The sequence below is a fragment of the Pseudomonas sp. 8 R 14 genome, assembly GCF_900005955.1.
GTDB lineage: Bacteria > Pseudomonadota > Gammaproteobacteria > Pseudomonadales > Pseudomonadaceae > Aquipseudomonas > Aquipseudomonas marginalis.
Genome location: NZ_CVTH01000016.1, coordinates 59,136 through 72,632, shown reverse-complemented (window position 1 = coordinate 72,632; position 13,497 = coordinate 59,136). Strand labels below are relative to the sequence as shown.

Sequence of the window (13,497 nt, the reverse complement as noted above, 5' to 3'; positions counted from 1 at the left end):
TTCCCACTTGTGGCCGATGCCCGGCGTACGCTTCATCTTGAAACCGGCGGCGTTGATCAGCCGGCGCACCCAGCCGGTGCTGGTGAAGGTGCTGATGGTCGAGCCCGGGGCCGCCAGGCGTGCCAGCTCGGCAAACAGTTCGGCGCTCCACATCTCGGGGTTTTTCGCCGGGGCGAAGCCGTCGAGAAACCACGCGTCGATCTGCGCATCCAGTTGCGGCAACTGTTCCAGGGCATCGCCGATCAGCAGCGTGAGGGTGACGCGGCCGTTGTCCAGCACCAGGCGCTGGAAGCCTTGGTGGATGGCGATGTAGTGCGCCAGCAGTTGCTCGGCGAACGGCGCCAGCTCGGGCCAGAGGGCGAGGGCGCGTTGCAGGTCGGCGTGGCTCAGGGGGTACTTTTCCACGCTGACAAAATGCAGGCGCGCACCGGCCACGGCGTGTTGCTCGAACAACTGCCAGGCGCAGAGGAAATTCAGGCCGGTGCCGAAGCCGGTTTCGCCAATCACCAGACGCCCGCCCGCCGGCAGGGCGGCGAAGCGCTCCTGCAAGCGGTTCTGTTGCAGGAACACATAGCGGGTTTCGTCCAGGCCCGATTGGTCGGAGAAATACACGTCGTCGAACACCCGCGAGTGCGGGCGACCTTGATCATCCCAGTCGAGCTGGGCGTGGGTTACGGGGTTCATGGGCGGCTCGGTAAAGGCAAGGCGGCCATTCTAGCCGATCAACAGGCTTTGAATTGACCCACGGCAAGCCCCGGTGGAATTTCCTCCCGCGCGTTGTTGCCCAATCCGCTAGTCTTGCTCACTTCTGGAACGGAGCCGCCCATGTTCGAATCTGCCGAAATCGGTCACGCCATCGACAAAGACACCTTTGAGGCCGAAGTGCCCGCCCTGCGCGAGGCTTTGCTGGAGGTGCAGTACGAGTTGCAACAGCAAAAGCGCTTCCCGGTGATCATCCTGATCAACGGCATCGAAGGCGCCGGTAAAGGTGAGACGGTCAAACTGCTGAATGAATGGATGGACCCGCGCCTGATCGAGGTGCGCACCTTCGACCAGCAGACCGACGAAGAACTGGCCCGCCCCCCGGCCTGGCGCTACTGGCGCCAACTGCCTGCCAAAGGCCGCATGGGCATTTTTTTCGGCAACTGGTACAGCCAGATGCTGCAAGGCCGGGTGCACGGCGAGATCAAGGATGCGCGGCTCGACCAGGCCATCGCCGGCGCCGAGCGCCTGGAGAAGATGCTCTGCGATGAAGGCGCGCTGATCTTCAAGTTCTGGTTCCACCTGTCCAAGAAGCAAATGAAGGCACGGCTCAAGGCCCTGGCCGACGACCCGTTGCACAGTTGGCGCATCAGCCCGCTGGACTGGCAGCAATCCGAGACCTACGACAAGTTCGTGCATTTCGGCGAGCGCATCCTGCGCCGTACCAGCCGCGATTACGCGCCCTGGCATGTGATTGAAGGCGTCGACGCCAACTACCGCAGCCTCACCGTGGGCAAGATCCTGCTCGAAGGCCTGCAGAATGCCCTGAAGCTGCCCAAGGGCAAGGCCAGCGGGATGAACCCGGCGCCGTTGCCCTCGGCCATCGACCAGATGAGCCTGCTCAACAGCCTCGACATGACCTTGAGCCTGGACAAGGACGATTACGAAGAACAGCTGATTACCGAGCAGGCGCGCTTCTCCGGCCTGATGCGCGACAAACGCATGCGCAAGCACGCGCTGGTGACGGTCTTCGAAGGTAACGACGCGGCGGGCAAGGGCGGGGCGATCCGTCGGGTGGCGGCCGCGCTCGACCCGCGCCAGTACCACATCGTGCCGATTGCCGCGCCCACCGAGGATGAACGGGCCCAGCCGTACCTGTGGCGGTTCTGGCAGAAGATCCCGGCGCGGGGCAAATTCACCGTGTTCGACCGCTCGTGGTACGGCCGCGTGCTGGTGGAACGTATCGAGGGCTTCTGCACCACGGCCGACTGGATGCGCGCCTATGGCGAGATCAATGACTTCGAGGAGCAACTGCGCGACGCCGGTGTGATCGTGGTCAAGTTCTGGCTGGCCATCGACAAGCAGACCCAACTGGAACGCTTCCAGGCCCGTGAGGAAATCCCTTTCAAGCGCTTCAAGATCACCGAAGACGACTGGCGCAACCGCGACAAATGGGACGACTACCGCGCCGCCGTGGGCGATATGGTCGACCGCACCAGCACCGAGGTTTCGCCGTGGACGCTGGTGGAGGCCAACGACAAGCGCTGGGCGCGGGTCAAGGTGTTGCGCACCATCAACCTTGCCCTGGAGGAAGCGTTCGCCAAGTCCGACAAGCACGACAAGAAGAAAAAGAAATAACCACTGGCCTGGTGTTGTTCAGGATGCAGCCCTCTGTGGTGAGCGGGCCTGTTGTGGTGAGCGGGCCTGTTTTGGTGAGCAGGCTTGTTGTGGTGAGCGGGCCTGTTTTGGTGAATGGGCCTGTTGTGGTGAGCGGGCGTGTTGTGGTGAGTGGGCCTGTTGTGGTGAGCGGGCTTGCCCCGCGCTGGGCTGCGAAGCGGCCCCAAAACCAGCCAATAAGGTCTGCCTGAAATAACGCGGCGCCTTGGTCAGGGCCGCTTCGCAGCCCAGCGCGGGGCAAGCCCGCTCACCACAACAAGCCCGCTCACCACAACAAGCCCGCTTGCCACAACTAGCCGGCCAGCCACAGGTTTATGTCCGTCACCATGCTTTTGTATACGCCGGATGAATGATCGTCGCGGTGGGGCAGGCCTGGATCTATCCTCGATCCATCTCCCCACAACGACAAGATCGAGGTAGCCCATGCGTGAAGTAGTGATCGTCGACAGCGTGCGAACCGGCTTGGCCAAATCCTTTCGCGGCAAGTTCAACCAGACCCGCCCGGATGACATGGCGGCCCATTGCGTCAACGCACTGCTGACCCGCAACGGCATCGACCCGGCCAGCGTCGAGGATTGCATCGTCGGCGCGGGTTCCAACGAAGGCGCCCAGGGCTACAACATCGGGCGCAACGTGGCCGTGCTGTCGCAATTGGGCACAGGTACGGCGGGCATGACCCTCAACCGGTTCTGCTCGTCGGGCTTGCAGGCGATTGCGATTGCGGCCAACCAGATCGCGTCGGGTTGCAGCGACATCATCGTGGCCGGTGGCGTCGAGTCCATCAGCCTGACCATGAAAAGCGTCAACACCGATAACCTGATCAACCCGCTGCTCAAGGAGCAGGTGCCGGGCATTTACTTCCCCATGGGCCAGACCGCGGAAATCGTCGCCCGCCGCTATGACGTCAGCCGCGAAGAACAGGACCTCTACGCCCTGCAAAGCCAGCAGCGCACCGCCCAGGCCCAGGCGGAGGGCTTGTTTGATGATGAAATCGTGCCGATGGCGGTCAAGTACAAGGTCGAGGACAAGAACACTGGCGCTGTGCAGATCCTTGACGGCGTGGTCGACCGCGATGACTGCAACCGCCCGGACACCACGTTGGCCAGTCTCTCTGGGTTGAAGCCCGTATTTGCCGAAGACGGCTCGGTGACGGCGGGTAACTCCTCGCAGCTCTCCGACGGTGCCTCGATGACCCTGGTGATGAGCCTGGAGAAAGCCCTGGCACTGGGGCTCAAGCCCAAGGCGTTTTTCCGCGGTTTCACCGTGGCCGGTTGCGAGCCGGATGAGATGGGGATCGGCCCGGTTTTCTCGGTGCCCAAGCTGCTCAAGGCGCGGGGCTTGCAGGTGGCGGACATCGACCTGTGGGAACTCAACGAGGCCTTTGCGTCGCAGTGCCTGTATGCGCGCAATCGCCTGGGCATCGATAACGCCAGGTACAACGTCAACGGCGGCTCGATTTCCATCGGCCACCCGTTCGGCATGACCGGCTCGCGGCAGGTGGGGCACCTGATGCGTGAGCTGCAACGGCGCAATGTGCGTTATGGCATCGTCACCATGTGCGTGGGTGGCGGCATGGGCGCCACGGGGCTGTTCGAAGCCGTGCGCTGATCAGTGTGGGAGGGGCAGTGCGACGATTCGACTTGCCCCTCCCACATTTTAACTGCGGCGTATCCCAATTCGCTCACTTCCCCCTAGAATGCCCGCTCCACTTCCTCTGGCTTCTGGGGCACTCATGCACATCTCTTCCGGCCGCTGGGTCTACGGTTTTCTCCTGACCCTGCTGACCGCGCTGCTCTGGGGCATTCTGCCGATCAAGCTCAAGCAAGTGTTGCAGGTGATGGACCCGATCACGGTCACCTGGTTTCGCCTGGTGGTGGCCGGCAGTTGCCTGTTCGTGTACCTCGCCGCGACCAGGCGCCTGCCCAGTCGTAAAGTACTCGGCCCCAGGGGCGGCTGGCTGGTGGCGATGGCGGTGTGCGGCCTGGTGGGCAACTACGTGTTGTACCTGGTGGGCCTGAAACTGCTCAGCCCCGGCACTGCGCAACTGGTGGTGCAGATGGGCCCGATCTTCCTGATGATCGCCAGCGTGTTTGTGTTCAAGGAACGTTTCAGCGTCGGGCAGTGCGTGGGCCTGGTGGTGCTGATCGTCGGCTTCGGTCTGTTCTTCAACCAACGCCTGGGAGAGTTGCTGACGTCCCTTGGCGCCTACACCGCCGGCGTGCTGACGATCCTGCTCGCGACTTCGGTCTGGGTGTTCTATGCCCTGGGCCAGAAGCAGTTGCTGACCGTGTGGAATTCGCTGCAAGTGATGATGGTGATCTACCTGTCGTGCGCCGTGCTGCTGACGCCGTGGGCGCATCCGCTGGAGGCCCTGCAACTGAGCCCGCTGCAAGGCTGGCTGTTGCTGGCGTGCTGCATGAACACCCTGGTGGCCTACGGTGCATTTGCCGAAGCCCTGGCTCACTGGGAAGCCTCACGGGTGAGTGCGACCCTGGCCCTGACGCCGTTGGTGACCTTTGTCGCGGTGGCGTTGGCGGCGTGGCTGTGGCCGGACTATGTGCAGGCCGAAGAGATCAATGCCCTGGGCTATTTCGGCGCGCTGGTGGTGGTGCTGGGGTCGGCGGCGGTGGCGCTGGCGCCGTCGTTGCTCGCCGGGCTCAAGGCCCGGCGGCTACGCATGGCGTCCTAGGCGCCCAGCATGTTTTCCGGGCGTACCCACTGGTCGAACTCAGCGTCGGTGAGGTAGCCCAGGTCCAACGCCGCTTCCCGAAGGGTCAAGCCTTCGGTGTAGGCCTTCTTGGCGATCTCTGCCGACTTGTCATAGCCGATGTGCGGGTTGAGCGCCGTGACCAGCATCAGCCCGCGCTCCAGGTGCTCGGCCATTTTCCCGGCGTCGGGTTCGAGGCCGGCGATGCAGTGCTCCTGGAAGTTATTGCAGCCATCGGCCAGCAGGCGGATCGATTCCAGCAGGTTGTGGATGATCACCGGCTTGTACACGTTCAACTGCAAATGCCCCTGGCTCGCTGCGATGCCGATGGTCACGTCATTGCCCAGCACCTGGCAGGCCAGCATCGACAGTGCCTCGCACTGGGTCGGGTTGACCTTGCCGGGCATGATCGAGCTGCCAGGCTCGTTGGCCGGCAGTTTCACCTCCGCAAGTCCGGCACGCGGGCCGGAGCCCAGCAGGCGCAGGTCGTTGGCGATTTTCATCAGGGCCACGGCCAGGGTTTTCAGGGCGCCGTGCAGGGTCACGATCGGTTCATGGCCGGCCAATGCGGCGAATTTGTTCGGCGCGGTGACGAAGGGCAGGCCCGACAAAGCCGCCAATTCCGAGGCGATCGCCTCGCTGAAGCCATGGGGCGCATTCAGCCCGGTGCCCACCGCCGTGCCACCTTGGGCCAGCTCGCATACCTGGGGCAGGGCGCTGCGGATCGCCCGTTCGGCGTAGTCGAGCTGGGCGATAAACGCCGAGAGTTCCTGGCCGAAGGTGATCGGCGTGGCATCCATCATGTGGGTGCGGCCCGTCTTTACCAGCTTTGCATGCCGCGCCGACAGTTCCGCGAGGCCGCCGGACAGTGTATTGATCGCCGGCAACAATTGCTGGTGCACCGCTTGCACCGCCGCAATGCTCATGGCGGTAGGGAAGCAGTCGTTGGAGCTTTGGGAGCGGTTCACATGATCGTTGGGGTGCACCGGGCTCTTGCCGCCACGGGGCTTGCCCGACAGCTCGTTGGCGCGGCCGGCGATGACCTCGTTGGCGTTCATGTTGCTCTGGGTGCCGCTGCCGGTTTGCCAGACGACCAGGGGGAACTGGTCATCATGTTGGCCATCGAGCACTTCGTCGGCGGCCTGTTCGATCAGGCGGGCAATGTCGGCGGGCAGGTCACCGTTGCGGTCGTTGACCCGGGCGGCGGCCTTCTTGATCAGGGCCAGTGCGTGCAGTACCGCGAGGGGCATGCGCTGCTCGCCGATGGCGAAATTCACCAGCGAGCGTTGGGTCTGGGCGCCCCAGTAAGCGTCTTCCGGGACTTCCACGTCTCCCAGGCTGTCGGTTTCGATACGGCTCATCGGGCACTCTCCTTCAGGTTCGTTTGCGCAGTTTAGGCCCTGATCGGCCTGGGGGGTTCCCTAAAAGACTTTTCATCGGATTCATTCACTGCAATCCGCGCCCGGTCAGGCCCGGGGTTGAGCCGCAGCGTTTTTTAGGCGCAGAATGGGCGCCCTTGGGGTCTTACCTCGCCTGCTAGAAAAGGAAACTCGATGACTCGTCTTCGTGCCATCTGTACCGCGGTTGCTCTGGTTTGCGCCAGCGGCCAGGTTTTTGCCGATACCGCCAGCCACAACGCCAGTGCCGAAGCCTTCCTTACCCTGGCCCATGCCGACAAGCTGGGTACCCCGGTGTACATGCAAGTGCAGCAAATGTTCGCCCAGCGTTTCGAACAGACCAAGGCGCCTGCCGCCAAGCAGTCCGTACTGGACAGCTACCAGGCCAAGGCCAACGCCGCCCTGGACCAGGCCATCGGCTGGCCGAAGCTGAAGCCGGACATGGTCAAGCTCTACACCACCAACTTCAGCGAATCCGAGCTCAAGGACCTGGTTGCCTTCTACCAGTCGCCACTGGGCAAGAAAGTCCTGGAAAAAATGCCGCAACTGACCCAGCAATCGGCCCAGATGACCCAGGCCAAGCTGGAAAGCGCCGTGCCGGTGGTGAACAAGCTGTTGGAAGACATGACCAACGAGCTGACGCCAAAAGCCGCCGCACCGGCCAAGAAGAAGTAAGCAGGAATGACCATGCAACAGCGTATCGAAACGGCGCTCGCCGCCCTGGCCCCGGAGCACTTGAGCGTGCTGGATGAAAGCCATATGCACAGCCGTGGGTTGCAGACCCACTTCAAGGCCGTGCTGGTCAGCCAGCAGTTCGAGGGGCTTAACCGCGTCAAGCGCCACCAGAAGGTCTACGCCACCCTGGGTGACCTGATGAGCGAATTTCATGCGCTGGCGCTGCATACCTACACGCCCGAAGAATGGGCGAAAATCGACGCAGCCCCGGCCTCGCCGACCTGCGCCGGCGGGCATAGCTGATACGCGGGTGTCTCTGACACCCTGCATTTGCTAGAATCCGCAGCGCGCCGCTCAGCCGGCGCGTTTTTTTTGCATCCGGTTCACCCCTTACGAGGGTAGCCACCTGGAGAGAACACCCATGACTCAACCGATTGTCGTGGCGGCACTGTATAAGTTCGTCACCCTCGAAGATTACGTCGCCCTGCGCGAGCCACTGCTGCAGGCGATGGTCGACAACGGCATCAAAGGCACCTTGCTGATCGCCGAAGAAGGCATCAACGGCACCGTTTCCGGCAGCCGCGAAGGCATTGATGGCCTGATGGCCTGGCTGAAGAACGACCCGCGCATGGACGACATCGATCACAAAGAGTCGTACTGCGATGAGCAGCCGTTCTACCGCACCAAGGTCAAGCTCAAGAAAGAGATCGTGACCCTGGGCGTCGAAGGCGTCGACCCGAACAAGAAAGTCGGCACCTATGTCGACCCGCAGGACTGGAACGCGCTGATCAGCGACCCCGAAGTGCTGTTGATCGACACCCGCAACGACTACGAAGTGTCGATCGGCACCTTCGAAGGCGCAATCGACCCGAAAACCACCAGTTTTCGTGAATTTCCCGACTATATCAAAGCCAACTTCGACCCGGCCAAGCACAAGAAGGTCGCCATGTTCTGCACCGGCGGCATTCGTTGCGAGAAGGCGTCGAGCTACATGCTCAGCGAAGGTTTCGATGAGGTCTACCACCTCAAGGGTGGCATCCTGAAGTACCTCGAAGAGGTGCCGCAGGCAGAAACCAAATGGCAGGGCGACTGCTTTGTGTTCGACAATCGTGTCACTGTGCGCCACGACCTGAGCGAAGGCGACTACGATCAATGTCATGCCTGCCGCACACCGGTGAGCGCCTCCGACCGCGCATCCGAACACTATGTGGCTGGCATCAGTTGCCCCCATTGCTGGGATAAGCTGCCGGAGAAAACCCGTCGCAGCGCGATCGACCGGCAAAAGCAGATTGAGCTGGCCAAGGCCCGCAATATGCCGCACCCGATTGGCTTCAACTACAAGCAAACCCCTTCCGAGGCCTGACCCATGCCCGCGCGCCTGCTCTATGTGATGGACCCAATGTGTTCCTGGTGCTGGGGCTTTGCCCCGGTGGCGCAGGCGCTGGTCGAGCAGGCCCAGGCGGCCGGCGTGGACGTGCACCTGGTGGTGGGCGGCTTGCGTACCGGCAGCGGCGCGGCACTGGAACCGACCACGCGGCGCTACATCCTCGAGCACTGGCAGGCGGTCACTGACGCCACCGGCCAGCCGTTCAAGCGCGATGGCGCGTTGCCCGACGGCTTTGTCTACGACACCGAGCCTGCGTGTCGCGCCATTGTTACCGCGCGTAGCCTGGCACCGGATTGCGCATGGACGTTGTTAGGGCTGATCCAGCGCGCGTTTTATGTCGAGGGCCGTGACGTGACCCTCGCCAGTGTGCTGGTGGAGCTGGCTGAAGAGGCGGGCATCCCGCGCATCGAGTTTGCCGGCGCATTCGACCGTGCCGAGCAGCATGCCGCGACGGCCGCTGACTTCACCTGGGTCCAGGACCTGGGGATCGCCGGGTTTCCGACCTTGCTTGCCGAGCGTAATGGCCAGTTGGCGTTGCTGACTAACGGCTACCAGCCGCTGTCCGAGCTGTCACCGTTGTTGGGGCGATGGCTGGAGCGAGCAACCTGTGCATGACCAGTCACCACGCACCGACCGACTGACCTGGGCGGAAATTCGCCGCCTGGCCCTGCGGCACAAGAAGTCCCTGTGGATCGCCAATGGCGTCGCCGTGCTGGCGACCCTGTGCAGTGTGCCGATTCCCCTGCTGTTGCCGTTGCTGGTGGATGAAGTGCTGTTGGGACACGGCGATGCCGCGCTCAAGGTCATGAACCACGCATTGCCCCTGGGGTGGCAGAAGGCGGCCGGCTATATCGGCCTGATGCTGCTGGTGACGCTGTTTCTGCGTTGTGGCGCGCTGCTGTTCAACGTGGCACAGGCGCGGTTGTTTGCGCGCTTGGCCAAGGACATCGTGTACCGCATCCGCGTGCGCCTGATCGAGCGGCTCAAGCGCATCTCCCTGGGCGAATACGAAAGCCTGGGCAGCGGGACCGTCACCACCCACCTGGTCACCGACCTGGATACGCTGGACAAGTTTGTCGGTGAAACCCTCAGCCGTTTCCTGGTGGCCATGCTGACCCTGGTGGGTACCTCGGCGATCCTGGTGTGGATGCATTGGCAACTGGCGCTGCTGATCCTGCTGTTCAATCCGTTGGTGATCTACGCCACGGTGCAGTTGGGCAAGCGCGTCAAGCACCTGAAGAAGCTGGAAAACGACAGCACCTCGCGCTTTACCCAGGCCCTGACCGAAACCCTGGATGCCATCCAGGAAGTGCGCGCCGGCAACCGCCAGGGCTTTTTCCTCGGGCGCCTCGGCCAGCGGGCCCAGGAAGTGCGTGACTACGCCATTCACTCGCAATGGAAAACCGACGCTTCGAGCCGCGCCAGTGGGTTGCTGTTCCAGTTCGGTATCGACATCTTCCGTGCGGCGGCGATGCTCACCGTGCTGTTTTCCGACCTGTCCATCGGCCAGATGCTCGCGGTGTTCAGCTACCTGTGGTTCATGATCGGCCCGGTGGAGCAACTGCTTAACCTGCAATACGCCTACTACGCGGCAGGCGGGGCGCTGACGCGGATCAACGAACTGCTGGCGCGTGCCGATGAGCCGCAATATGCCGGCGGTGCTGATCCGTTCACCGGGCGCGACACCGTGGGCATCGAAGTGCGCGGCCTGGACTTCGGCTACGGCGAAGAACTGGTACTCGACCAGTTGAACCTGACCATCGCGCCCGGTGAGAAGGTGGCAATCGTCGGCGCCAGCGGCGGTGGCAAAAGCACCCTGGTGCAACTGTTGCTCGGGCTCTACACGCCCCAGGCGGGCAGTATCCGTTTTGGTGGTGCCACCCAGCAGGAGATTGGCCTGGAGACCCTTCGCGAGCACGTTGCGGTGGTGCTGCAACACCCGGCGCTGTTCAACGACACCGTGCGCGCCAACTTGACCATGGGCCGGGAGCGCAGCGACCAGGCCTGTTGGCAGGCACTGGAAATCGCCCAGTTGGATGCTACCGTCAAGGCACTGCCCTTGGGCCTGGACAGTGTGGTGGGGCGTTCCGGGGTGCGTTTTTCCGGTGGGCAGCGCCAGCGCCTGGCGATTGCGCGCATGGTCCTGGCCGAACCCAAGGTGGTGATACTCGACGAAGCAACCTCCGCCCTGGACGCCGCCACCGAGTACAACCTGCACCAGGCGCTGGCACGGTTCCTCAGCGGGCGTACTACACTGATCATCGCCCACCGTCTGTCGGCTGTTAAGCAAGCGGATCGAGTCTTGGTGTTCGACGGCGGTCACATTGCCGAGGATGGTGACCATCAGCAGCTGATTGCCGATGGCGGGCTGTACGCCAAACTGTATGGACACTTGCAACAGGTACGTTGATTTAGCCTAGGCTGAGCTATCGAAAGCGGGTTTTCGCGTGCGTATCCAGCAGTGCATGTGCAAGGGACTTCATGAAGCAAAAGCGGACTTTAGGAACGCCCCGGTTGTTGGGCATTGTCTGGCCATTTATCGCCGTGGTGCTGTTCCAGGCATTATTGGGCTGCGTCAGTCTCTACGTGCTTTCGGCCGTGCGTGGTTACGTGGCCGGCGAGAGCCTGTGGTCCAAGGGCCAGAAGGACGCCATCTATTACCTGACGCTCTACGCCGATAATCGCGACGCCGGCACGTACCTCAAGTACCAGCAGGCCATTGCCGTGCCCCAGGGCGGGCACGAACTGCGCATTGCCCTTGACCGTCCCGTGCCCGACCTTGCCGCAGCCCGCCTGGGTATCCTCAAAGGGGGCAACCATCCGGATGATGTCTCCAGCCTGATCTGGCTGTACCTCAACTTTCGCCATTTCAGCTACCTGGAAAAAGCCATCCAACTGTGGACCGTAGGCGATGGTTACCTGCTTCAACTGGATGACCTGGCCCGCGAGATGCACCAGGCGATCATTCACGACCAGATCGGCGCCAACGATGTGCGCCAGTGGAAGGCGCATATCATCGCCATCAACGAAGGCGTGACACCCGCCGCCAAGGCCTTCAGCGATGCTCTCGGCGAAGGTTCGCGCATGATTCTGCGGTTGCTGGTCATCACGAACCTGGCGACGGCCCTGGGCCTGATCGTATTGGCACTGTTGCGCACCCATAAGCTGCTGGCCCAGCGCCATGCCTTCGCCGATGCCTTGCAGGAAGAAAAGGAGCGGGCGCAGATCACCCTGGAGTCGATTGGCGACGGGGTGATCACCACCGACGTCGACGGTGCCATTACCTATATGAACCCGGCGGCCGAGGCGCTGACTCACTGGCACTCGGCGCAGGCCCAGGGCCAGCCCCTGGCAGCGTTGTTCAAGTTGCTGGAAGACCACGCACAGCCGGACGGCTTCACCTTGATCGAACACATCGTCAAGGGCCAGCTCAGCGGCGGCAGCGAGCATTCGAAGACGATCCAGCGCCTGGATGGCAGCACGGTCTCGGTCACCCTGGTGGGCGCGCCGATCCGCAGCGCCGGCAAGGTCTCGGGCGCGGTGCTGGTGCTGCATGACATGACCCAGGAGCGCCAGTACATCGCCAATCTGTCATGGCAGGCGACCCACGATGCGCTGACCGGCCTGGCCAACCGCCGCGAATTCGAGTATCGCCTGGAGCAGGTGCTGCACCCGGCAGGGCAGGCGCAGGCCGGGCGGCATGCGTTGATGTTCCTGGACCTGGACCAGTTCAAGCTGGTCAACGACACCTGCGGCCATGCGGCGGGCGACGAACTGTTGCGGCACATCTGCGCGCTGTTGCAGTCGGACCTGCGCGAAGGTGACACCCTGGCGCGCCTGGGCGGCGATGAATTCGGCATCCTGCTGGAGAACTGCCCGGTGGCGGTGGCGGAAAAAATCGCCGAAAGCCTGCGTCATACCGTGCAGAGTCTGCATTTCGTATGGAAGGGGCGGCCGTTCATGACCACCGTGAGTATCGGCCTGGTACACATTGCCAGCACCCCGACCACCCTGGAGGCCTCGCTGCGTGCCGCCGACATGGCGTGCTACATGGCCAAGGAAAAAGGCCGCAACCGCGTGCAGGTGTACCACGCCGACGACTCCGAACTGTCCCTGCGCTTTGGCGAAATGGCCTGGGTGCAGCGCCTGCACATGGCGCTGGAGGAGAACCGCTTTTGCCTGTACTCCCAGGAAATTTCCCCCCTCGGGCATACCGACGGCGGCAATGGGCATATCGAAATACTGCTGCGCCTGCACGATGAGGCGGGGCGTGTAATCCTGCCGGACAGCTTTATCCCGGCCGCCGAGCGCTATGGTTTGATGACGTCCCTGGACCGTTGGGTGGTGGAGAATGTATTTGAGATTATTGCCCGTTGCATTAACGAGCGTCCGGGCCGTCCCATGGCCCTGTGTGCGATCAATCTGTCAGGTATAACGATTGGCGATGAGGACTTTCTCGGATTCCTGCGAGAGAAATTTCATACTTACGCTATTCCGCCCAGCATGATCTGTTTTGAAATTACCGAAACCAGCGCCATCGCAAACTTGGGCAGTGCCATCCGCTTTATTAATGAACTCAAGGCCTTAGGTTGCCATTTTTCGCTGGATGACTTTTGCGCCGGAATGTCCTCATTCGCTTATCTCAAACATTTACCTGTAGACTTCCTGAAGATCGATGGAAGTTTCGTAAAGGATATGCTGGACGACCCGATTAACCGCGCGATGGTTGAAGTGATCAATCACATCGGCCATGTCATGGGTAAGCGCACAATTGCCGAGTTTGTTGAAACACCGCAAATCGAACAGGCCCTGCTCGATATTGGTGTGGATTACGCTCAGGGCTACCTGATTGAACGACCGCAATTGTTTACCTTCGATAGCTTGCAGTGTCGACCCGTGCGGCCGCAGCCTCTGTTATTCAGGGCGCCCGGCACATTCCGCTGAAACATTTG

11 protein-coding genes are annotated in these 13,497 nt (G+C 62.3%); 9 read left to right on the top strand and 2 right to left on the bottom strand.

Annotated elements, in window-relative coordinates:
- Nucleotides 1-684: tRNA (5-methylaminomethyl-2-thiouridine)(34)-methyltransferase MnmD (mnmD, locus tag BFQ01_RS01115; protein WP_141691228.1), on the bottom strand; the 684-nt coding region annotated here is incomplete at its 3' end.
- Between the two features lie 141 nt (nucleotides 685-825).
- Between mnmD and pap the strand changes: the two genes are divergently transcribed.
- From pap to BFQ01_RS01100, 3 genes are all read left to right on the top strand, one after another.
- Nucleotides 826-2,340, top strand: a complete 1,515-nt coding sequence (gene pap, locus BFQ01_RS01110) for a polyphosphate:AMP phosphotransferase (protein WP_065923921.1) — start codon at nucleotides 826-828, stop codon at nucleotides 2,338-2,340.
- A gap of 462 nt (nucleotides 2,341-2,802) precedes the next feature.
- Nucleotides 2,803-3,987, top strand: coding sequence for a thiolase family protein (locus BFQ01_RS01105; protein WP_065923920.1), 1,185 nt, complete (start codon nucleotides 2,803-2,805; stop codon nucleotides 3,985-3,987).
- A 124-nt stretch (nucleotides 3,988-4,111) separates the two neighbouring features.
- Nucleotides 4,112-5,068 (top strand): DMT family transporter, encoded by a 957-nt coding sequence (locus BFQ01_RS01100; RefSeq protein WP_065923919.1) that lies wholly within the window; start codon nucleotides 4,112-4,114, stop codon nucleotides 5,066-5,068.
- Here the strand turns inward: BFQ01_RS01100 and BFQ01_RS01095 are convergent.
- Nucleotides 5,065-6,447: a class II fumarate hydratase gene (locus tag BFQ01_RS01095; protein WP_065923918.1), complete on the bottom strand. Its 1,383-nt coding sequence runs from the start codon at nucleotides 6,445-6,447 to the stop codon at nucleotides 5,065-5,067. The genes BFQ01_RS01100 and BFQ01_RS01095 overlap by 4 nt on opposite strands.
- 192 nt (nucleotides 6,448-6,639) lie before the next feature.
- On the opposite strand from BFQ01_RS01095, the gene BFQ01_RS01090 reads away from it, so the two are divergent.
- The 6 genes from BFQ01_RS01090 to BFQ01_RS01065 all read left to right on the top strand — a co-directional run bounded on the left by BFQ01_RS01090 (nucleotide 6,640) and on the right by BFQ01_RS01065 (nucleotide 13,489).
- The gene (locus BFQ01_RS01090) at nucleotides 6,640-7,158 is read left to right on the top strand and encodes a DUF2059 domain-containing protein (protein WP_003236690.1); all 519 of its coding nucleotides are present in this window, start codon (nucleotides 6,640-6,642) and stop codon (nucleotides 7,156-7,158) included.
- Nucleotides 7,159-7,164: 6 nt separating this feature from the next.
- Complete coding sequence (locus BFQ01_RS01085) at nucleotides 7,165-7,461, top strand: BolA family protein (protein WP_065923917.1); 297 nt, start codon at nucleotides 7,165-7,167, stop codon at nucleotides 7,459-7,461.
- Between the two features lie 118 nt (nucleotides 7,462-7,579).
- Nucleotides 7,580-8,521, top strand: coding sequence for an oxygen-dependent tRNA uridine(34) hydroxylase TrhO (locus BFQ01_RS01080; protein WP_065923916.1), 942 nt, complete (start codon nucleotides 7,580-7,582; stop codon nucleotides 8,519-8,521).
- A 36-nt stretch (nucleotides 8,522-8,557) separates the two neighbouring features.
- Nucleotides 8,558-9,160, top strand: coding sequence for a DsbA family protein (locus tag BFQ01_RS01075; RefSeq protein ID WP_175539041.1), 603 nt, complete (start codon nucleotides 8,558-8,560; stop codon nucleotides 9,158-9,160).
- Nucleotides 9,153-10,955 carry an ABC transporter ATP-binding protein gene (locus BFQ01_RS01070; protein ID WP_065923914.1) on the top strand — a complete coding sequence of 601 codons (1,803 nt, stop codon included), beginning with the start codon at nucleotides 9,153-9,155 and terminating at the stop codon, nucleotides 10,953-10,955. Before BFQ01_RS01075 ends, BFQ01_RS01070 begins: the two co-directional genes overlap by 8 nt.
- A gap of 71 nt (nucleotides 10,956-11,026) precedes the next feature.
- Nucleotides 11,027-13,489, top strand: coding sequence for an EAL domain-containing protein (locus BFQ01_RS01065; RefSeq protein ID WP_065923913.1), 2,463 nt, complete (start codon nucleotides 11,027-11,029; stop codon nucleotides 13,487-13,489).
- The last annotated feature ends 8 nt before the right edge of the window (nucleotides 13,490-13,497 follow it).

Excerpts from the sequence above, each read along its gene's own strand:
- BFQ01_RS01105 (WP_065923920.1), top strand. The coding sequence starts at position 2,803 with ATGCGTGAAGTAGTGATCGTCGACAGCGTGCGAACCGGCTTGGCCAAA.
- BFQ01_RS01090 (WP_003236690.1), top strand. The coding sequence starts at position 6,640 with ATGACTCGTCTTCGTGCCATCTGTACCGCGGTTGCTCTGGTTTGCGCC.
- BFQ01_RS01065 (WP_065923913.1), top strand. The coding sequence starts at position 11,027 with ATGAAGCAAAAGCGGACTTTAGGAACGCCCCGGTTGTTGGGCATTGTC.
- BFQ01_RS01075 (WP_175539041.1), top strand. The coding sequence starts at position 8,558 with ATGTGTTCCTGGTGCTGGGGCTTTGCCCCGGTGGCGCAGGCGCTGGTC.
- pap (WP_065923921.1), top strand. The coding sequence starts at position 826 with ATGTTCGAATCTGCCGAAATCGGTCACGCCATCGACAAAGACACCTTT.
- BFQ01_RS01085 (WP_065923917.1), top strand. The coding sequence starts at position 7,165 with ATGACCATGCAACAGCGTATCGAAACGGCGCTCGCCGCCCTGGCCCCG.
- BFQ01_RS01095 (WP_065923918.1), bottom strand. The coding sequence starts at position 6,447 with ATGAGCCGTATCGAAACCGACAGCCTGGGAGACGTGGAAGTCCCGGAA.
- BFQ01_RS01080 (WP_065923916.1), top strand. The coding sequence starts at position 7,580 with ATGACTCAACCGATTGTCGTGGCGGCACTGTATAAGTTCGTCACCCTC.
- BFQ01_RS01100 (WP_065923919.1), top strand. The coding sequence starts at position 4,112 with ATGCACATCTCTTCCGGCCGCTGGGTCTACGGTTTTCTCCTGACCCTG.